General features: G+C 62.7%; 18 protein-coding genes. 1 reads left to right on the top strand and 17 read right to left on the bottom strand.

Going from position 1 to position 20,113, the window contains the following annotated elements; genetic code table 11:
- Window positions 1-2 precede the first annotated feature (2 nt).
- The 11 genes from RA302_RS12640 to RA302_RS12590 form a co-directional block, all read right to left on the bottom strand.
- The gene (locus RA302_RS12640; RefSeq protein WP_019748081.1) at window positions 3-905 is read right to left on the bottom strand and encodes a NifU family protein; all 903 of its coding nucleotides are present in this window, start codon (window positions 903-905) and stop codon (window positions 3-5) included.
- 3 nt (window positions 906-908) lie between these two features.
- Window positions 909-2,702, bottom strand: a complete 1,794-nt coding sequence (locus tag RA302_RS12635; RefSeq protein WP_019748080.1) for a nickel-dependent hydrogenase large subunit — start codon at window positions 2,700-2,702, stop codon at window positions 909-911.
- 54 nt (window positions 2,703-2,756) lie between these two features.
- The gene (locus RA302_RS12630) at window positions 2,757-3,872 is read right to left on the bottom strand and encodes a NiFe hydrogenase small subunit (protein WP_020969412.1); all 1,116 of its coding nucleotides are present in this window, start codon (window positions 3,870-3,872) and stop codon (window positions 2,757-2,759) included.
- Window positions 3,873-4,035: 163 nt separating this feature from the next.
- Window positions 4,036-4,863, bottom strand: a complete 828-nt coding sequence (gene hypB, locus RA302_RS12625) for a hydrogenase nickel incorporation protein HypB (RefSeq protein WP_338480957.1) — start codon at window positions 4,861-4,863, stop codon at window positions 4,036-4,038.
- A 2-nt stretch (window positions 4,864-4,865) separates the two neighbouring features.
- The gene (locus RA302_RS12620; protein WP_020907448.1) at window positions 4,866-5,195 is read right to left on the bottom strand and encodes a hydrogenase maturation nickel metallochaperone HypA; all 330 of its coding nucleotides are present in this window, start codon (window positions 5,193-5,195) and stop codon (window positions 4,866-4,868) included.
- A 155-nt stretch (window positions 5,196-5,350) separates the two neighbouring features.
- Window positions 5,351-6,982, bottom strand: coding sequence for a cutinase family protein (locus RA302_RS12615; RefSeq protein ID WP_338480955.1), 1,632 nt, complete (start codon window positions 6,980-6,982; stop codon window positions 5,351-5,353).
- Between the two features lie 111 nt (window positions 6,983-7,093).
- A complete protein-coding gene (locus RA302_RS12610; RefSeq protein ID WP_175470332.1) occupies window positions 7,094-8,200 on the bottom strand; it encodes an alcohol dehydrogenase catalytic domain-containing protein in 1,107 nt (368 codons plus the stop codon).
- A gap of 28 nt (window positions 8,201-8,228) precedes the next feature.
- Window positions 8,229-9,587 (bottom strand): pitrilysin family protein, encoded by a 1,359-nt coding sequence (locus RA302_RS12605; protein WP_019748074.1) that lies wholly within the window; start codon window positions 9,585-9,587, stop codon window positions 8,229-8,231.
- Window positions 9,588-9,713: 126 nt separating this feature from the next.
- Window positions 9,714-11,984, bottom strand: coding sequence for a polyribonucleotide nucleotidyltransferase (locus RA302_RS12600; protein ID WP_020907444.1), 2,271 nt, complete (start codon window positions 11,982-11,984; stop codon window positions 9,714-9,716).
- 438 nt (window positions 11,985-12,422) lie between these two features.
- On the bottom strand, window positions 12,423-12,692 hold the full coding sequence (gene rpsO / locus RA302_RS12595; protein WP_003942254.1) for a 30S ribosomal protein S15: 270 nt from the start codon (window positions 12,690-12,692) through the stop codon (window positions 12,423-12,425).
- Window positions 12,693-12,847: 155 nt separating this feature from the next.
- Window positions 12,848-13,828 carry a bifunctional riboflavin kinase/FAD synthetase gene (locus RA302_RS12590; protein WP_019748071.1) on the bottom strand — a complete coding sequence of 327 codons (981 nt, stop codon included), beginning with the start codon at window positions 13,826-13,828 and terminating at the stop codon, window positions 12,848-12,850.
- 117 nt (window positions 13,829-13,945) lie between these two features.
- On the opposite strand from RA302_RS12590, the gene RA302_RS12585 reads away from it, so the two are divergent.
- Complete coding sequence (locus RA302_RS12585; RefSeq protein WP_269586511.1) at window positions 13,946-14,692, top strand: metal-dependent transcriptional regulator; 747 nt, start codon at window positions 13,946-13,948, stop codon at window positions 14,690-14,692.
- A 10-nt stretch (window positions 14,693-14,702) separates the two neighbouring features.
- Here RA302_RS12585 and RA302_RS12580 read toward each other — a convergent pair whose 3' ends face one another.
- The 6 genes from RA302_RS12580 to RA302_RS12555 form a co-directional block, all read right to left on the bottom strand.
- Window positions 14,703-15,179 (bottom strand): GNAT family N-acetyltransferase, encoded by a 477-nt coding sequence (locus RA302_RS12580; protein ID WP_338480947.1) that lies wholly within the window; start codon window positions 15,177-15,179, stop codon window positions 14,703-14,705.
- The gene (gene truB / locus RA302_RS12575; protein WP_020907442.1) at window positions 15,176-16,096 is read right to left on the bottom strand and encodes a tRNA pseudouridine(55) synthase TruB; all 921 of its coding nucleotides are present in this window, start codon (window positions 16,094-16,096) and stop codon (window positions 15,176-15,178) included. Before truB ends, RA302_RS12580 begins: the two co-directional genes overlap by 4 nt.
- Window positions 16,097-16,120: 24 nt before the next feature.
- On the bottom strand, window positions 16,121-16,780 hold the full coding sequence (locus tag RA302_RS12570) for a 4'-phosphopantetheinyl transferase (protein WP_182261642.1): 660 nt from the start codon (window positions 16,778-16,780) through the stop codon (window positions 16,121-16,123).
- Window positions 16,781-16,793: 13 nt separating this feature from the next.
- Window positions 16,794-17,717 carry a metallophosphoesterase gene (locus tag RA302_RS12565; protein ID WP_141487390.1) on the bottom strand — a complete coding sequence of 308 codons (924 nt, stop codon included), beginning with the start codon at window positions 17,715-17,717 and terminating at the stop codon, window positions 16,794-16,796.
- The gene (locus RA302_RS12560; protein ID WP_283309315.1) at window positions 17,702-19,039 is read right to left on the bottom strand and encodes an MATE family efflux transporter; all 1,338 of its coding nucleotides are present in this window, start codon (window positions 19,037-19,039) and stop codon (window positions 17,702-17,704) included. Before RA302_RS12560 ends, RA302_RS12565 begins: the two co-directional genes overlap by 16 nt.
- A gap of 76 nt (window positions 19,040-19,115) precedes the next feature.
- Window positions 19,116-20,108 carry a bifunctional oligoribonuclease/PAP phosphatase NrnA gene (locus tag RA302_RS12555; protein WP_141487392.1) on the bottom strand — a complete coding sequence of 331 codons (993 nt, stop codon included), beginning with the start codon at window positions 20,106-20,108 and terminating at the stop codon, window positions 19,116-19,118.
- Between the last annotated feature and the right edge of the window lie 5 nt (window positions 20,109-20,113).

Here is a 20,113-nt window from a genome sequence, read left to right as displayed (position 1 = left end):
GGCTAGGTCACCGGCAACACGGAATCGTCGGCAAGCGCGACCGAGAGCACACCGTCGCGAATAAGCACCGGCAGAGGCGCCAGGTGCTCGGAGCCGGTGCCGACCCGCGCACCCGCTCCGTACACGCTGAAGTGGGCAGAGCACGTCGGACAGGTAAGGACAGCGGCGTCTCGGACAGGAAGGCCCATCATGCGTTCGAGCACAGCCCCCGCCATCGAATGGTCACATACGGGGCAATGGTCGCGATACGCGTACAGATCGTCACCGGAGCGGCAGACCAACAGATCGGTATCCGATACCCGGAAACCCGCGACCTCACCCGCGTCGACTTCGGCAAATTCGGGGACCTCCACCCAGTGCGCGCCTCCCCCGTCGGCGTGTACGTGCGAGAACAGGGACTCGACCGAGATCACACCCGACTTCAGCTCGTGCGAATCCGGTGTTTCGACGTCGATTCCGGTGGTCTCGGGTGCCGCCGCCTGCACCGCGTCCTGGACCGCGGTTTCGAGGGTCACCGACGACGAAGGGCAACTGTTACAGCTTCCGAGAAGCCGTAGCCGCACCACGCCGTCCGCCACCTCGATCAGTTCGACGTCCCCGCCGTGCGAGCCGAGGTACGGACGCACGCTGTCGAGCGCAGTGCGTACGCGGGTCTCGACGTCGTGCGGGTGAAGTCCGTGCACCAGTAGGAGGCTCGACACCAGATCGTCGCGAACCATCGCATCCATCATGGCCGGATCCGCCAGTGCGACGGTGCGTTCGAGTGCGGCGCCGTACAACTGCACGACCTCGCGCACCAGTTGCTCGGCGCGATCCCTGGCCACCGGGCCTGCACCGGCATTGGCCTGTAACAACGTCTCGATGCGCTCCCCTGCTCCGCGCCAGTAGTCGGCCGATTGCTCCATCGATCACTCCCCGGTCACGGACTGCGTCGGAGAGTGCAACTTCTCCAGGGTCTTACCGCCGCCGAGATACATGTGAACACCACACGGCAGACAGGGATCGAAACTTCGCACGGTCCGCATGATGTCTATGCCCTTGAAGTGGTCTCGATCGTTCTCCTCGAAGATCGGCTGACCCTGCACGGCATCCTCGTACGGACCGGGGGTTCCGTAGCTGTCGCGCGGGCTCGCATTCCACGGGGTCGGTGGGTACGGGTGATAGTTCGCGATCTTGCCGTCACGAATCACCATGTGATGTGAGAGAACTCCGCGGACGGCTTCGGTGAATCCGCAACCGATTCCCTCGTCCGGAACCTCGAACGACTCCCACGTCTTGGTACGGCCTGCCCGGATCTCGACAAGCGCCTTCTCTGCGAAGTGAAGGGCAGCCGCTGCTGCGTATGCCTGGAAATACGTTCGCGCACGGTTTCTTTCGAGAGTATTGCTGCCATGCTCTGGAATCTTCCACTCGAGCGAGACAGGACCCTTCAGTGCTGTTTTCGGAAGATTGATCTTCACACTGTGTCCGGTCGACTCCAGGTATCCGATGTCGACCAGGCCGGCAAGAGCGGTGCTCCACAGACGAGCCAATGCTCCCCCGCCGGTATCCAGAGCGAGGTTGTCTTTTCCGTCGAACCATCGCGGTGACATGACCCAGCTGTACTTGTCCTCGAGGTTCCGCTTCTGCGGGTGAGGGTTGGTGTGTTGATTCCACGGGTGCCGGCGATCGACCGGGTTACCCAGCGGATCGGTCTTGACGAACATCTCCTGATCACTCCAGTCCTCGTAATACGAGGACCCCAGCATGATTCGGATACCGAGGTTGATGTCCACCAGATCCGTGGTGACCAACTTTCCGTCGACAACCACACCGGGAGTGACAAACATCTTCCGGCCCCAGTCGGTCATGTCCTTGTACGAGAAATTGCAGTACTCGGGGTCTTGGAACGATCCCCAACAACCCAGCAGGGTCCGCCGCAGGCCAACCTTCTCGTAACCGGGCAGCGCCTGGTAGAAGAAGTCGAACAGGTCGTCGTGCATCGGCACGACCTTCTTCATGAATTCGACGTACCGCATCAGCCGCGACATGTAGTCCGTCATCAGTTCGATCGTCGCGACGGTGCCGACGCCGCCGGGATAGAGCGTCGACGGGTGGACGTGCCTACCCTCCATCAAGCAGAACATTTCGCGAGTCGAACGCGAGACTTGCAACGCTTCGCGATAGAACTCACCCGTGAACGGATTGAGAGTCCGCATGATGTCCGCGATCGTGCGATAACCGTGCTGCTCCTCGTGCGGGCAGCGCGTGTTCTCTGCCTGCGCCAGCACACCGGGATTCGTCTCGGAGACCATCTTCTCGCAGTAGTCGACTGCGACCAGATTCTCTTGAAAAATGTTGTGGTCGAACATGTACTCGGCGGCCTCGCCGAGATTGACGATCCACTCGCCTAGATGCGGCGGCTTGACGCCGTACGCCATGTTTTGTGCGTAGCACGAGCACGTGGCGTGATTGTCACCGCAGATGCCGCAGATACGACTGGTGATGAAATGCGCGTCGCGCGGGTCCTTCCCCTTCATGAACAGGGAATACCCACGAAAGATCGACGACGTGCTGTGGCACTCCACCACTTCGCGATTGGCGAAGTCGATCTTGGTGTAGATACCCAGACTGCCGACGATTCGGGTGATGGGGTCCCACGCCATCTCGACAAGACCGTCGCGGTCCGCAGTCGAGGTGGGTTCGGGAACGATGGCCGTCATTGCTGTGCCTCCCAGAGACGTTGCTCACGAACTGATTTGAAGGTATCCGGTCGGTCACCACGTACGCGTCGCACCGGTGAGCAACTTCGACCCGCGCTCGCGCCAGTGCGGTTCCTTGTCCAACGTGTGACCGGTGATCCGGCGCAGACTGTGGATCACGGACCCGTACATTCCCACCGCATTGGTGGAGAGTTTGCCGCCAGGTGGTTCATCCATGAACGGCATGAATTTGTCCGGGAATCCCGGCATCGTGCAGCCGATGCAGATCCCGCCGACATTAGGGCACCCGCCGACTCCGTTTATCCAACCACGTTTGGGGACATTGCATTTCACGACCGGTCCCCAACATCCCAGCTTGACGATGCACTTCGGCGACCCGTACTCCGTCGCGAACTCGCCCTGCTCGTAGTACCCGCCACGGTCACAGCCCTCGTGAACGGTGGCACCGAAAAGCCACTGCGGGCGGAGGGATTCGTCCAAGGGAATCATCGGCGCCTGATCAGTGGCCATGTACAGAAGATAGGTCAGGGTCTCGGAGAGGTTGTCCGGCTGAATGGGACACCCGGGAACGCACACGATCGGGATGCCCGCCTTCGATTTCCAGGTCCACCCGAGATAGTCCGGCACGCCCATCGCACCGGTCGGATTGCCGGCCATCGCATGTATGCCGCCGTAGGTTGCGCACGTGCCGACCGCAACTACCGCAGTGGCTTTCGGTGCCAGCTTGTCGAGCCATTCGCTCGTGGTGACCGGTTGGCCGGTTTCGCGATTGTTCCCGAAACCACACCAGTACCCTTCGTCGTGAAGTTTCTCGTTCGGTATAGATCCTTCGACAACAAGAACAAAGGGTTCCAATTCTCCTCGGTCGGCTTTCCAGAACCATTCCAGGAAATCGTCAGCGCCGCCCTGCGGTCCACATTCGAAGTCGATGAGCGGCCAATGAACCGCCACCTGAGGCAGGCCGGGCAACGCACCGAGCGCGATCTCCTCGATACTGGGTTGCGTGGCCGCGGTGAGCGCCACCGAATCACCGTCGCAACTGAGACCGGCATTGATCCACAGCACGTGGATCAGAGTTTCTTCCGCTTTGGCCGCTGCGCTTTCGGGGGTAGCTGCGCTTTCGGAGGCAGGTTCCGCCGTGGTGCCAGCAGTCGATTTTTGTGTGTCCATGTCAGCCGCTTTCACGGGTGCACTTGCGCCTGATTCTCGGCGCCGCTACTGCCTGACACGCTATGGCCTCAAATTGCTGCGGCACCGAAACGCTGACGCCACCGGAGTCGAACCTCGGCCCACTTGCGTGGCACCCACTCATTTCATTAACTACCCGAGCAGATCAGTTGTCAACGGCCACCGGAGAAATCGCCGAACGACTACCGATCCACTCGTACCACTCGTCCATGCCCTCACCTGTCGTGGCCGATAGAACAACAACGCGCACAGCAGGATTGAGGATTTTCGCTTGCGCGACACAGGCATCGACGTCGAACTCGACGTACGGGAGCAAGTCGATCTTGTTGATCACCACGAGGTCCGCGACGGCAAAGATGTGCGGGTACTTTTTCGGCTTGTCGACCCCCTCCGGCGTCGAAATTAGGACAACCTTGCCTTCCTCGCCCAGGTCGAAGAGCGCGGGGCACACCAGGTTTCCTACGTTTTCGATCAGAAGCAGCGACTCGTCCGCGGGGTCCAAGGCGCGCAGCGCGCGGTCGATCATCTCGGCATCGAGGTGACAGCCCGCCCCCGTGTTGACCTGGACCACTGACGCGCCGGCCTCACGAATCCGCTCGGCGTCGAGCCGGGTTTCCTGGTCACCTTCGATCACGGCAATCGGTCGTTCTCGTCCTAGTTCCCGGATCGTTCGCGCCAGCAATGTCGTCTTACCCGCGCCGGGCGAACTCATGATGTTGAGCGCCGTGACTCCGCGGCCCCGCATCCACTCACGATTGTGAACCGCAATGCGGTCGTTCTTGGCAAGCACCTGCTGCTCGAGAATTACAGTGTGGTCGGAGTGACCGTGCCCATGGTCATGGTCATGGTCATGGTCGTGGTCGTGGTCGTGGTGGTGACCGTGCCCATGGCTGTCGTCCTGCTCGTGTTCTCCGCCGGCGACGACCGACACCCGAGGTCCCGTAGTGTCCCCGCACCCACACGTCGCGCACATGCTCAGCTCACTTCCATCGACAGGATCCGCAACTCGCGGCCGGCAAGCACCTCGACATCGGCACTGCCGCACCCACACAACAAGAACATGTCGGGCGGCGAGAAAGTCACGCCACAGCTATTGCATCGCGCGCTGGTTGCAATCTGATCGATGTGCAAGCTGGCACCCTCGGCGTGAGTACCCGCCGTGACAACGTCGAAGCAGAACAGCAGAGAGTGTGGAACCACTGCGCAGAGTTGCCCTACTTCCAGCCGCACACTCGATACTCGTCGCTCGCCGGCACGCTCGCACACAGCTTCGACCACACTCTGCGCAATAGACAGCTCGTGCACGGTGAAACCCACGATTCGTGATCCGGAAACCTCCCTTCCACGATAAGCACCAACCGCCGCTGTACGTAACCCGTACATACAAAACAGGCTGCGATCCGCAACTACTTGCGGATCGCAGCCTGTGACAGCGTTTTTGACGAACGGAAACGTCTCGGCTAGCCGGCCGCAGCCTGTGTCGTTGTTGTTGTTGATGTTGTCGTTGTCGTGGTCGCGGCGGGCGGTTCACTCGACTCGACTGAAGTCGACGGCGCCACGGTTGAAGTCACACTCGGCGTCGCGGCCGGCGCAACGGATGTCGTCGTCGGAGCCTCGGGTGCCGGTGCTGCAGATTCCGAACCTGCGGGTGCGGGTTGTACCGCTTCGCCCGTGGTTGTGGTGGGCTTGGCCGAGTCGGTAACCGAAGGCGAAGCAGCCAAGGCGTCGATGGCATCCGCCATCTCTTCGGCGGTCGGCTTCGCCGACGAATCGACCGGCTTGCCGTCCTGCGCCTGCTTGGCCAGATAGGTCAGCCACGCCGCTGCGTACTCCGCTGATGTCAGGGGCTTGCCGTTTGCAGCATCCGAATCGCGCCAGTAGTCGAAGTGGTGACCGACATCCGGGCCCAAGGTCAGGCCGTACGGATCGTTCATGACTACGGGGATGGTGTTCTGGTTCGTGGCGATGAGGCCGACGATTTCCTTGAACAGCTTCTGCGGCAGGTACGCCAACGGCGACACTTCCTCAGTGGAAACCGAGTCCTTTGCGACCGGCGTCGTGGTGGCCTCGCTCGGCTTGTACGCCGGATCGGACACCTTCAGCAAGACATCGAGGAAGGTTTCGTCGCTCTGCATCCAGGTGGGATTGCTCGAGATGTCGTTGAAGGCGTCGAACATCACGCGTCCCATCACGACCGCGATGTCCATGCCGGTGGCGGGCGTCAGATTCTGCGCTTGCAACTGGTCGACGTTGAGCTGCCGACCGACGTTTGCCGCCAGAATCAGGAGTGAAATGTTCTCGGGAGCTGCGCAGGTGAGGTCGCCGTCAGAGCAGAACGACGCAATCTTGCCGTTCAGGGCCCCGAAATCTCCGCTGGTGCCTGGAAGTGCCCCGGATCCGGAAGCGGTGTTCTTTCCGTTCTGATATTGCTGGTTGAAACCGTTCGGGTTCGCGTACGGGTTCTCGGCGCCGGGGAACGGCCCCTCGCCCGCGAGTCGACCAGCGTCGGCGAAGATGACCACACCGACGACGTTGTCCGGATTGATGCCGGAGGTGCTCGACTCCGAGCCGATGTCCATCGCGACGCGGCGCACTACGTCAGCGCCTTCGCTGTAGCCGACAATCGAGAACTTCGTGTTCGGGCAGGCCGCGCTGATTGCCTTCATCACAGCGCGGGTGTTGTCCGCGCCCGTCGTCACGGCCTCTTCGTAACTGTCCATGTTTGCGGGATACGCGATGTAGACGGAGGCGTACGAGCCGTCCTTGACCGAACCGGCTGGTGCCTTGAGTACCGGGTCGACCCAGTGGCTGCTGTAGTCGTCTGTGAGCGCCGCGGGGAGGAGTGTCGTTCCATCCGCACCGACGAGCATCTTCGTTGTGCCCTCGACAGGCGTGTCTCCGCGACCGGCAACACCGATCCCGACCGTGTCGTGGCACTCGGTGACAGACGCGGTCAACTCGGTCTCGATCGTCTGCGATTGCGGAGAATCCACGGCAACTGCGACCGCCACCAACGCGGCCACGCCGAGCGCTGCGGGCGCTACTGCACCCGCCAGTATTCGATGTCGCGAAAAGAACCCACGAACCGGCATATCTTCTCCCCAATCAACTTTTGGAAAACGTACGACCGACCCCCGGGGCGTCACGCAACGTCATTCGAGTAGTCGTCCAATATGAGAGAAGCGTTACAGGAGGTAACGATTTCAGTCGAAAATAATGACCTGTCGGATTGCTTTTCCGTCCGCAAGTTCGTCCATGCCGGAATTGATGTCGTCCAACTCGATTCGCGAGGAGATGAGCTTCTCGACCGGCAGCTTCCCGTCCCGCCACAATTGCGCGTAGATCGGGATGTCGCGGGCGGGGACCGCGGATCCGAGGTAACTGCCGATGATGGTCCGCGCTTCGGCCACCAGCCCGAGCGGCGAGATCGACGAGCGCGCATCAGGCGCAGGCAACCCGACCGTGACGGTCGTGCCACCCGCTGCCGTCGCGGCCACGGCTGTCTCGAACGCCCGAGCATTTCCCGCAGCTTCGACGACGATGTCTGCGCGAACGCCACTCTCGGACAGGCCTGACGGTGTGAAGACCTCGGTCGCGCCCAGTTCCAGCGCCTGAGCCAGCTTGGACTCCAGTGCGTCGACGCCGATGACGTTCTCGACCCCGAGTGCCCGCGCCGTCAGGATTGCGGCCATCCCGACGCCGCCCAAGCCGACCACCATCACAGTGTCCGCCGGGCGAGGCTTGGCCGCGTTGAGTAGCGCTCCCCCGCCGGTCAACACCGCGCAGCCGAGTACGGCTGCAATCTCGGCCGGAATATCGTCTTCGACGGCAACTACGGACTTGGCGTTGACCACCGCATGCGTCGCGAAACCCGAAACGCCGAGATGATGTTTGACGCTCTCGCCGGAGCGCCGCAGTCGTTGCGCGCCACCGAGCAAACTGCCGTCGTTGTTGGCGGCGCTACCCACCGTGCACGGCATCCGGCCGTCAGTGGCGCATCCCGCGCACTCGCCACACCGCGGAAGAAAAGTCATCACGACGCGGGTGCCCACCGACAACGAATCAACGCCGTCGCCGAGTTCGACGATTCGACCAGCTGCCTCGTGGCCCAGCAACATCGGCACGGGGCGAACGCGATTCCCGTCGACCACGGAGAGGTCGGAGTGACAAAGCCCGGCAGCTTCGATCTTGACGAGGATCTCACCCGGGCCCGGGGATTCGAGGTCGAGTTCCGAAATCGAAATCGGAGTCGACTCCGCAAAGGGACGCTCCCGGCCGATCTCTTCGAGCACTGCACCACGGATCTTCAACTGCACACCCCGATTTCGATAGTTCGAACTACTTGCCCACGATCCCGCGTACCGACGCGGGGAGGTCACGAACCCGCTTGTACGGGCCGACGACGGCGGCCGCAAACGGCCTGGTCAAGAGCACCTGCGCCACCTCGAGAACTTCTTCGGAGGTGACTGCGTCGATGGTCGCGAGCGTCTGCGCAACACTGCGATGGTTGCCGTAATTCAGTTCACTGCGACCGATACGGTTCATGCGTGAACCTGAATCTTCCAGTGCCAGAACCAATCCGCCGCGCAGCGATCCCTTGGCGCGGGCGATCTCGGCATCGGTGATTCCGTCCGTCGCCACGTTCGCAAGTACCTCGCGGATCACTGTGGCAACCTCCCCGAGGTTCTCCGGCTGGCAACCCGCGTACACGGAGAACGCTCCGGTGTCCGCGAAGGTGTCTACGCCGGAATAGACGGAGTACGCAAGCCCACGCTTCTCGCGAATCTCTTGGAACAGACGAGAACTCAGCCCGCCGCCCACTGCGGCGTTGAGAACAGACAGGGCCCAGCGATGACCCTCGTGCCGACCGAACGCGCGTACTCCGAGCGCAAGGTGGACCTGCTCGCTGTCGCGGTGGGTCAAGCTCAGTTCAGGCATCGTTCGCAAACGCAGAGTGCCTTCGCGCCGCGGCGCCGGCTTGACTCCACGCTCGAGATGCCCGGCGAAGGCGCGGCGAGCGAGCGTCACAACCTGCTTGTGGTCGACGTTCCCCGCTACTGCCAGCACCATCCGCTGCGGCGTGTAACGCCGAACATGGAAGGAATGCAGCTGATTGCGCGACATCGACTCGATCGATTCGACGCTACCGATGATGGGACGACCGACAGGATGATCTCCGAACAACGCGGTCAGGAAGGCGTCGCCGAGCAGGTCTTCCGGATCGTCGTCTCGCATCGCGATCTCTTCGAGCACTACTTGCCGCTCGACGTCGACATCCGCAGTTCTGCAGCGCCCACGCAGTACGACGTCGGCAACAAGGTCCACCGCCATCGGGAGGTCCTCGTCGATCACGTGCGCGTAGAAACAGGTGTGTTCCTTCGACGTGAATGCATTGAGTTCGCCGCCCACACCATCCATGACCTGCGCGATGTCCAACGCGGTCCGTGACGGCGTCGACTTGAACAACAGATGCTCGAGAAAATGCGCGGCACCGGCCACACTCGGCTGCTCGTCGCGGGAACCGACTCCGACCCACACGCCGACGGAGGCGGAACGCACACCGGGGATGAATTCGGTGACGACGCGCAGGCCGCCGGGAAGGACCGTGCGCTGCACTCCCGATTCAGGAGTCGCATCGATCGGCGATTTCAGCACAGCGCTGCGGCTGCGCGTGGTGTTGGGAGTGGTCTTTGCCATGAAAAGGTTCAGCAGTCCTCGGTGCAAGTGTTGAATCAGGTATCTACAGGCTCGTGTCTACAGACAGTACAGATGCGGCCCCGCACGGAAATCCGCGCGGGGCCGCATCAGAGTACGAAGTGAGATCTACTCGGAAGCAGCCTCGTCGGCGGCCGGAGCGGCAGCCTCGTCGTTGCCCTCTTCGACCGGGATCAGCGAGATCTTGCCACGTGCATCGATGTCGGCGATCTCGACGCGGATCTTGGATCCGACGTTGACCACGTCTTCGACCTTGGCAATACGCTTGCCACTGCCCAGCTTCGAGATGTGCACCAGTCCGTCGCGTCCCGGCAGGAGCGACACGAAGGCACCGAAGGCGGTGGTCTTGACGACCGTGCCCAGGAACCGCTCGCCGACCTTGGGGAGCTGCGGGTTGGCAATGGCGTTGATCATGTCGATCGCGGCCTGTGCAGACGGTCCATCGGTGGCGCCGACGAACACGGTGCCGTCGTCTTCGATGGAGATGTTGGCACCGGTCTGCTCGGTGATGGAGTTGATCATCTTGCCCTTGGGGCCGATGACCTCACCGATCTTGTCGACGGGGACCTTGATGGCCGTCACGCGGGGAGCGAACGGGCTCATCTCGTCCGGGGTGTCGATGGCTTCCGCCATGACCTCGAGGATCGTGGTCCGTGCATCCTTCGCCTGCGAGAGTGCACCGGCAAGAACCTGCGACGGGATGCCGTCGAGCTTCGTGTCCAACTGCAGGGCCGTGACGAAGTCCTTGGTGCCTGCGACCTTGAAGTCCATGTCGCCGAAGGCGTCTTCGGCGCCGAGGATGTCGGTCAGAGCGACGTAGCGGGTTTCACCGTCGACCTGGTCGGAGACCAGACCCATGGCGATACCGGCAACCGGAGCGCGAAGCGGCACACCGGCGTTGAGCAGTGCGAGCGTGGACGCACACACCGAGCCCATCGAGGTGGAACCGTTGGAGCTCAGAGCCTCGGAGACCTGGCGAATCGCGTAAGGGAACTCTTCGACGCTGGGCAGAACCGGCATGAGAGCGCGCTCGGCGAGTGCACCGTGACCGATTTCGCGACGCTTCGGCGAACCGACGCGACCCGTCTCACCGGTGGAGTACGGCGGGAAGTTGTAATGATGCATGTAGCGCTTGGTGGTCTCGGGACCGAGCGAGTCGACCTGCTGAGCCATCTTGACCATGTCGAGAGTGGTGACACCCAGGATCTGGGTCTCGCCGCGCTCGAACAGCGCGGAGCCGTGTGCGCGCGGGATGATCGCGACCTCGGCGGACAGCGAACGGATGTCCGTGACGCCGCGGCCGTCGATGCGGAACTGATCGCGCAGGATGCGCTGGCGAACCAGCTTCTTGGTGAGCGAGCGGAACGCTGCTCCCAGTTCCTTCTCGCGGCCTTCGAAGTTGGGTGCAACCTGCTCGAGAACCTCGACCTTGACCTCGTCGGTCTTGTCGTCGCGTTCCTGCTTGCCGGCGATTGTCAGTGCGGCATTGAGCTTTTCGGACGCAGCAGCCTCGACGGCAGCAAAAACGTCGTCCTGGTACGCCGGGAAGACCGGGTAGTCACCCGTGGGCTTTGCAGCCTTGGATGCCAGTGCTGCCTGAGCAGCGCACAGGCGTGCGATGAACGGCTTGGCGGCCTCGAGGCCTTCGGCAACGATGGCCTCGGTCGGTGCCTGAGCGCCGTCGGCGATCTTCGCGATGACGTTGTCGGTGGCCTCGGCCTCGACCATCATGATCGCTACGTCGGCGTTGTCACCGCTGCCGGACACCACGCGGCCGGCTACGACCATGTCGAAGACGGCGTTCTCGAGCTGATCGACCGTCGGGAATGCAACCCACTGGCCGGCCTTGTTGTCCTCGGAGACGATGAGTGCAACACGCACGCCACCGACGGGTCCGGAGAACGGCAGGCCCGCGATCTGCGTCGACGCGGAAGCGGCGTTGATGGCCACGACGTCGTACAGATCCTGCGGGTTGAGGCTCATGACCGTGACGACGACCTGGATCTCGTTACGGAGACCGTCGACGAAGGACGGGCGCAGCGGCCGGTCGATGAGGCGGCAGGTCAGGATCGCGTCGGTGGAGGGGCGTCCCTCACGACGGAAGAACGAACCGGGGATGCGGCCCGCTGCGTACATACGCTCTTCGACGTCCACCGTCAGGGGGAAGAAGTCGAAGTGCTCCTTGGGGTGCTTGCTGGCGCTCGTGGCGGACAGCAGCATGGTCTCGTCGTCCAGGTAAGCAACGACGGCGCCGGCGGCCTGCTGAGCAAGGCGTCCGGTCTCGAAACGGATGGTGCGGGTACCGAAGGACCCGTTGTCGATCACGGCGGTGGATTCGAACACGCCTTCGTCGACCTCTACTACGGAATTCTCTGTCATTCTTTTCTCTTCACTTCCCTCTCGTCTTCGCCGTACCCGCGCGGGCGTTTCCACCCTCCTGGTGGAAACTGCGCACCGAGGGACGTCCCCCTCTTGAATTGCAGACGCTCCTTGCGATGCGAGCGATTTCTGCTTCGGGACGTCACGACGTTCGGGCGGCCGTCGATCGAAGTCCTCCGGAGCTTTCGGGCACTTGCCCGGTCCGGAGAACCACTACCGACAACCGACACCACGTTCTCTGGTGCATACGGTGTGCTGGCGGCGCACTGCACAACTGTGCGTAGACAACTGTGCATAGCGCCGACAGCGGAAACTGCCTTGCGGCAGCTAACGCCGAAAGCCAGCGAAGCCCAGTATATGCGTGGCTTCGCCGGCTAACGGAGTGTTCGGCAAACCGAAGCGTGCCGTGTTGCTTTCGATCAGCGTCGTGAGAAAAATCTAGCGACGCAGGCCGAGACGCTCGATGAGCGTGCGGTAGCGAGCGACGTCAGTCTTTGCCACGTACTTCAGCAGACGACGACGGCGACCGACCATCAAGAGCAGTCCACGACGCGAGTGGTGGTCATGCTTGTGGGTCTTGAGGTGCTCGGTGAGATCGGTGATGCGCTTGGTGAGCATTGCCACCTGAGCTTCGGGCGATCCCGTGTCGGTCTCGTGCAAGCCGTACTCGCCGAGAACGACCTTCTTTTCTTCCGTGGTCAATGCCACTTGATTCACTCCTGTGATGACGTTTGCGTGAAAGGAACTAGATCGGTGCGGCCACCGCAAACCGCAGCACGCACCGAGAGAAGATCCTACCAGCAGCAATGAGGCGCTTTCGCCCACCTGGAGCGAATGTGGCCGCCGCCACTAGTGCAACGAGCTCAACCTACGCTGCGCTCTGCATCCTCACTCAGGATTTGGCGTGCGCGTTCGACGTCTCGGTTCATCGCCGTGATGAGCGACTCGATCGAGTCGAACTTCTCCATGCCGCGAATCCGCGAAACCAAGTCGACAGCGACGTGTTGTCCGTACAGGTCTGCTTCGGTGTCGAGAACGTACGCCTCGACGGTTCGGGTCCGGCCGGAGAAGGTCGGGTTGGTCCCCACAGACACTGCGGCTTGGTACCGACGACCGGGAACGACAGTTCCGAGTTCCTCGCCGGCGCCGAGCACCGTGAACCACGCTGCGTAGACGCCGTCGGCCGGAATCGCCGAAAACATCGGCGGTGCAACATTGGCCGTCGGGAATCCCAACTCGCGTCCACGCTTGTCACCGTGGACGACTACACCTTCGACACGATGTGGACGGCCGAGAGCTTCGGTAGCCGCTTCCATGTCGCCTGCGTCGACGCACGAGCGGATGTAGGTCGACGAGAACGTCACCGCATGCTCGGCGAGCAGCTGGACGCCGTCGACCGCAAAGCCGAAGCGAGCGCCCATCTCACGAAGAAGATCGACGTTGCCGAGCGCCTTCTTGCCGAAGGTGAAATTGTCCCCCACCACCACCTCGGCGACATGCAGACGTTCGACGAGAATTTCGTGGACGTAGCGCTCCGGCGTCAGCTTCATGAAATCAGCGGTGAACGGCATCACGCAGAACACGTCGATGCCCAGATCCTGAGCCAATTCCGCACGCCGTTGCAGCGTCGTCAACTGGGCTGGATGACTACCCGGCCGCACAACCTCCATGGGATGCGGGTCGAACGTCATCAACACGCTCGGAACACCACGTTTGCGCGCAGCGGTAACCGCTCTCGCTATCAATTGGGCATGCCCACGATGCACACCGTCGAACACACCGATAGTGAGCACACAACGACCCCAATCGGCCGGAACTTCGTCGAGACCACGCCATCTCAGCACGATTGGCAGCCTACGGGTCCACCGGCGGCGGGTCACGTTCGGACCCGCCCAGCGAATCACCGCTGTGCTGCCGCTCACGTACGGAAGTTCCGGATTTCGTAGCCTAAGCTAAGCGTTGTGGCAGCTCACAAGACCGGAACCTCGGAAGCATCATCGACGTCGGATGGCGACAGCACTTCGGCGCACGACGCGGCAATCGACACGCTCGCACTCTCGTCGGTGGCTCAGGACTACCTCAAGGTCATCTGGACGATCCAGGAGTGGTCCCACGAGCGGGTGTCCACCAAGCTCCTGTCCGAGAAGATGAACGTCTCGGCTTCGACGGTGTCCGAGGCGATCCGCAAACTCTCGGACCAGGGCCTCGTCGATCACGCCCGCTACGGTTCCATCGCTCTGACGGACAGTGGCCGCGCGGCTGCTGTGTCCATGGTCCGGCGCCACCGGTTGATCGAGACCTATCTGGTTCAGGAACTCGGGTACGGCTGGGACGAAGTCCACGACGAAGCCGAAATCCTCGAACACGCCGTTTCCGATCTGATGATCTCTCGGATGGACGCCAAACTGGGCTTCCCCGAACGTGACCCGCACGGCGATCCCATTCCCGCCACCGATGGTTCGGTGCCGACTCCCCCGGCCCGTCAGCTCAGCGACTTCGCCAACGGCGAGCGGGGCCGCGTTGCCCGGATCTCCGATTCCGATCCCGAAATGCTTCGGTACTTCGATTCCGTCGGCGTCAGTCTCGATGTCGACATCACTGTCGAAGAACGCCGTGATTTCGCCGGAACAGTGTCCGTTCGACTCGGCGACAGCCCCGACACCATCGACCTGGGAAGCCCAGTCGCTCAAGCAATTTGGCTCGTGTAGTCGAGGCCGCTCAGCGCGGCAGACGATATCGCCGTTCCACGGGCCGGACTCCGTCGGTCCGGGTCCAGTCGGCGAGCCTCTCGTCGACGTACACCCAACCTCGACGCTCGTACAGCGCGATCGCCGGCAAAGCGTCCTCGACGACGTCGAGCACCAGTTCCAACTGACTTTCTGCTGCGAAATCCGTGACAGCGTCGAGTAGCGCACCGCTGAGGCCGTTTCCGCGGGCATGGGGATGAACGAACAATCGCGACACGGCTATCGATCCCGCGGTGGTGGGCGCGCCTGCAACCTCGCGGTCGACGGCCACATGACCGACAACACGGCCGTCGCCCTCACCGACCCACGCCTTCACCACCGTGGGCGAACTGAGCCAGCGGTGCGGGTTCTGTGGCCACGTGTTCGGATATCCGTCGCACTGGTGGACCTGTGCCAGCGCATCGACGCAACCGTCGAGGTCGCCGTCGACACGCTCGCGGACGATCACCCGCGAAGCGTCGCCGGTCGCACGACCATCACCGAACTGGCGCGTCGACCCTTCTCCTGCAGAAGCGCAATCGTGTGACCGGTGGGATCGATCGCCGCACAGATCCCCTTCATCCCGATCGGCTCGAGCCAGCGCCCCTGGCTGATCGCCTCGGCTTCCTCCGCCGTGATCTGCCGATGCGGAAAAGCCGTCTGCGCAGCCTGATCGATGTCGAGGCTCACACCCGGCTGATCCGCGAGATCTTCGAGCGTGCGCGCATGTTCGAGAGTGAACGGCCCGACGCGGGTGCGGCGCAATGCCGTCAAATGACCGCCGACGCCCAATTCACGACCGAGGTCGCGTGCAAGCGAGCGGATGTATGTTCCGGAAGAGCACTCAACGTCTACATCCAGATCGACGAAGCCACCCGGGACATCTCGCCGAGCCAGAACTTCGAAAGTCGACACCGTTACCGGGCGCGGCGCCAGCTCGACGGTTTCTCCCGCACGCACCAGGGCATGTGCGCGTTGACCGTCGACCTTGATAGCGCTCACGCTTGCCGGGATCTGCTTGATGTCTCCGGTCAGCGTCGCCACGATCGCCGCGATCTCCGCGTCCGTCACCTGCGAAGCATCTGCGGAAGTCAGGACCTCCCCTTCGGCATCGTCCGTGTCCGTCGCTGCACCGAGGCGAATGGTCGCCGAGTACGCCTTGGTTGTCAGTGCCAGGAGTCCGAGCAACTTGGTCGCACGCTCGACGCCGAGAACGAGGACGCCGGTCGCCATGGGATCAAGAGTCCCGGCATGTCCCACCTTGCGGGTGTTCAACAATTTGCGGCACCGAGCGACCACGTCGTGGCTGGTGATGCCCGCCTCTTTGTCGACAATCAGGATTCCGGCGCCGACAAGACCGGAGGAAGGCTTTTCACGAGCTGACACGTGTGCCGATTCTGCCAGTCGCGCTCACTGCACCGAAATTGCCGTCAGAATGAGCCCGTCCGACACCAACCACCTGCCGTCGAAAGAGGTGAGCGGCGGACCAGACGTCGCCTCACCGGGGACCAGCAGACGCGAGTTGAAAGTTCCGGAAGTGTCCGACTCCGCCTCGAATGTGATGTGTGCGTCCTCGAAACCCAACCAGCGCCCGGTGAGCGGAAACCACGCCTTGTACGTGGCTTCCTTCGCGCAGAAGAGCACTCGATCCCAGTGCACCGGACCGCCGGTTTCCTGAGTGTCCAGCCACGTTCGTTCCGCTTCGATGCTGACCGCGGGCAATACCCCGTCCGGCAGCGGGCCGTGCGGCTCGGCGTCGATACCGAGTGAGCGGACCTGCATGGAGTACGCCAGGACAGCGCCGCGGTAGCCGTCGCAATGGGCGAGGCTTCCGACTACTCCCTGCGGCCAGAGTGGGGCACCACGCTCGCCGCGCATGACAGCGGCAGACGGAACACCGAGCTTGCCCATCGCCTGACGCGCGAGGTGCCGGGTAGTCACGAACTCGCGACGGCGCTTCTCGACCGCGCGGCCGATCAACGCCTCCTCACTGGGGTGCGGAACCAGACCGGGCGGATCCACGAAGGCCTCGGCCGTCGCAACTCCACCGGGAAGAATCTGTTCGATCACGTAGCGATACCTCTCAGCGTCCGGCGCGCATGCGCTCGACTTCGGCTTCCTGCTCCGGCGTTACCTTGAAGTGGCCACCCCACTTGTTGAGCGTTCCCGGCGGGTACTCCGGAACGGGAAGAATCTGACGCAACAACTTCTCCGGCAGTCCACGCCGACGCCATTCGCGCGGGTACCCGAGTGATACTTCCTCGAAGCGGACGCCGTCGTAGTACGTGGTTCGAGGAATGTGCAGGTGCCCGTACACCGAGCACACCGCGTTGTACTTCACATGCCAGTCGGCGGTCGCGGTGGTTCCGCACCACAACGCGAACTCCGGATACATGAGCACGTCCGTGGGCTGCCGGACCATCGGGAAATGGTTCACCAGAACGGTTTTTGTGCCTTCGGGGAGCGCGTCCAGCCGTGCCTGGGTGTATTCGATTCTCGCCCGGCACCACGCGTCGCGCGTTGCATACGGCTGCGGCGAGAGCAGGAACTCGTCGGTGGCGACGACGTTCTTGTCCCGCGCGATCTCGAGCCCGTGTTCCTTGTCTCGCGCGCCTTCCGGCAGGAAGGAGTAGTCGTAGAGAAGGAACATCGGGACGACCGTGACCGGGCCCTCGTCTCCCTCCCACACCGGGAACGGGTCCTCGGGCGTGACGACGTCGAGTTCGCGGCACATGTTGACCAGGTACTCGTACCGCGGCGCTCCGTGAATCTGAACCGGATCCTTGGCGGTCGTCCACAGTTCGTGGTTGCCCGGAATCCAGATGACCTTTGCGAATCGGCTGCGAAGGAGCTTCAACGCCCACCGAATGTCGTCAGTTTTCTCGGAAACATCTCCGGCGAGAATGAGCCAGTCGTCAGGCGAATCCGGGAACAGTTCCTCCGTCATCGGCTTGTTGCCGTTGTGACCGACATGAATGTCGCTCACCGCCATCAGCTTTGCTGCCACGATCCCTCTGCTTCCTCAGTTGAACTTCCGCGCTTCGCCGTCGCCGGACCTGTCACTGCCCACTTGCCGGAAAACGCTCGCCACGACACCGCGACCATCCGAAGTACTACGAACACGGTAAGCCCTGCCCAAATTCCGGCCAGCCCCCAGTCGTAGGCGAGGGAGAGCCAGATCGCGGGCAGAAATCCGAGAACTGCGCAGAGCATGGTCGCGTTGCGCAGAAACACCACGTCCCCGGCGCCGAGCAGAACACCGTCGAGTGCAAACACGATTCCCGCTACCGGCATGATCGCGACGAAGAACCACCAGGCGATCGACATTTGACCGAGGACCTCGGCGTCGGACGTGAAAAGTCCGGGGATCACGGAGTGGCCCGCGGCGAAGAAGATCGCGAGTACCACGGCAAATACCGTCGACCAGGCAGTGATCCGCCAGGTCATCCTCTTCGCGGCGGCTGCGAATCCACCGCCGAGGGCAGCTCCGATGAGCGTTTGGGCGGCGATCGCCAAGGAATCGAGGAGGAGCGAAACCAGGTTCCACAGTTGGAGGACAACTTGGTGTGCACCGACTACGGCTGCACCGAACCTCGACGCCACCGCGGCCGCCGAGACGAAACACGCTTGGAATGCGAGGCTGCGCAGAATCAGGTCACGGCCCATCAGCATCTGCGCCCGCATGATTGCAAAATGCGGTCGAGCCGAGACCGGTTCACGAAAGAGTGCCCAAGCGAACAGGACACCCGAAACGCTCTGGCCGACCAGATTCGCGACAGCTGATCCTTCGAGTTCCATCCGGGGAGCACCGAGCAAACCGTGCACGAGAATCGGGCACAACACCGCCGAAATACCCAAGCCGACAAGGACGAACCGAAGCGGTCGCACCGTGTTCTGAACCCCGCGCATCCAGCCGTTGCCGGCCAGAGCCACCAGGATGAGTGGAACACCCAATACCGCTATCCGAAGCCAACTTTCCGCAGCCGCCGCAATGTCGGGAGTTCCGGCCACCGCCGAAGTCAGCGGGCCCGCGATCACCTGCACGATCACTACCAAGGCCAAGCCGATCGCGGCCGCCAGCCAGGTCGCCTGAACACCCTCGCCCACCGCGTCGCGCTCGCGGCCCGCCCCGTGCAGCCGTGCGGCGCGCGCCGTCGTGCCGTACGACAAGAAGGTCAGCTGCGTACTCACCAACGACAGGATCAGACCACCGACTGCCAATCCGGCCAGCGGAAGCGCCCCGAGTCGGCCGACCACGGCGATGTCGAACAACAGATAGAGGGGTTCGGCCGCCAGTACCCCGAGTGCCGGAAACGCCAGGGAAAAGATTCGACGCCCAGTGACGTCGAAATCAGCTGCCGAAGATCCCGCCGAGGTGGCGTCAGATTCGCTCAATGCCGCGGATTCAGCCGAGTGCCGCGACGAGCGCGGCAACAATCTCGTCGCTGGAAGTGGTCGACGTATATCCGGCCGACAGCCGGTGCCCGCCGCCACCAAGACTTTCAGCGACCGCCGACACGTCGATCGCCGACTTTGCACGCAACGAGATCGACCAGCTTCCGGAAACCGACTCTTTGAGTACGGCGGCAACTTCGGCTTCCGAAGTAGTTCGCACGATATCGACGACGCTCTCGATCTCCTCGGAGCGAAGATCGCCGATGTCACTGCGTCGGATCACCGCGTACACCAGCCCACGGCCGTCCGCGGCTTCCGGGACCAGCACCGCGGACCCGAGTACCGAAGCCAGCATCGGCAACCACCCGAACGGATGGGTGTCGAGCAGCTTTCGCGCAATCGCGTCGCCGTCGATGCCGGTCGCCAGCAAACGCGCCGCGAGCACGTGCGGAAGCGGACCTCCCCACCGGAAGGAGCCGGTGTCGGTGACCAGTCCGGCATAGAGACAGTGCGCGATATCGCGATCGATCGCGACTCCCCATGCATCGAAGAATCGTGCGATGAGCGCCGTCGTCGAAGCCGCGGTTTCGTCGACGACGTTGATGGTTCCGAATTCGGAATTGGAGCGATGGTGATCAAGGACGATTGTGCGATGCGCGCCGGCGAGTCGACTCGCCAACTCACCGAGGCGGCCCTCGCTGCCGACATCCACGGTCACCAGAACATCGACGCTTTCCCGAACATCGGCGGGCGCCGTGAGCAAGTGAACACCAGGGAAATCACACATCGACTCGGGCAGCGCCGACGGCCGACTGAACGCGACCTGCACCGAAATGCCCCGACGCTCGAGAACGAGACCGAGCGCAAGTCCGCTGCCGATCGTGTCCGCATCCGGCTGCACATGGCAGAGAATTGTCACCGTGTGTGCCGATTCGAGAACCTCGGCCACCTGAGCGAACTTCGCCTCGCAGGGGTCGACGTCCGAAAGTGCGGTGATCGTCATTCTCG

Source organism: Rhodococcus sp. DN22 (genome assembly GCF_036669995.1).
In the GTDB taxonomy this organism is placed as follows: Bacteria; Actinomycetota; Actinomycetes; order Mycobacteriales; family Mycobacteriaceae; genus Rhodococcus_F; species Rhodococcus_F erythropolis.
This window is presented reverse-complemented; position numbering and strand designations above follow the sequence as displayed.

What these genes read in the sequence shown, in the direction of transcription:
- RA302_RS12605 (WP_019748074.1), bottom strand. Translation starts at nt 9,587, where the DNA reads ATGGCAAAGACCACTCCCAACACCACGCGCAGCCGCAGCGCTGTGCTG.
- RA302_RS12600 (WP_020907444.1), bottom strand. Translation starts at nt 11,984, where the DNA reads ATGACAGAGAATTCCGTAGTAGAGGTCGACGAAGGCGTGTTCGAATCC.
- hypB (WP_338480957.1), bottom strand. Translation starts at nt 4,863, where the DNA reads ATGTGCGCGACGTGTGGGTGCGGGGACACTACGGGACCTCGGGTGTCG.
- RA302_RS12635 (WP_019748080.1), bottom strand. Translation starts at nt 2,702, where the DNA reads ATGACGGCCATCGTTCCCGAACCCACCTCGACTGCGGACCGCGACGGT.
- RA302_RS12630 (WP_020969412.1), bottom strand. Translation starts at nt 3,872, where the DNA reads ATGGACACACAAAAATCGACTGCTGGCACCACGGCGGAACCTGCCTCC.
- RA302_RS12555 (WP_141487392.1), bottom strand. Translation starts at nt 20,108, where the DNA reads ATGACGATCACCGCACTTTCGGACGTCGACCCCTGCGAGGCGAAGTTC.
- RA302_RS12640 (WP_019748081.1), bottom strand. Translation starts at nt 905, where the DNA reads ATGGAGCAATCGGCCGACTACTGGCGCGGAGCAGGGGAGCGCATCGAG.
- RA302_RS12615 (WP_338480955.1), bottom strand. Translation starts at nt 6,982, where the DNA reads ATGCCGGTTCGTGGGTTCTTTTCGCGACATCGAATACTGGCGGGTGCA.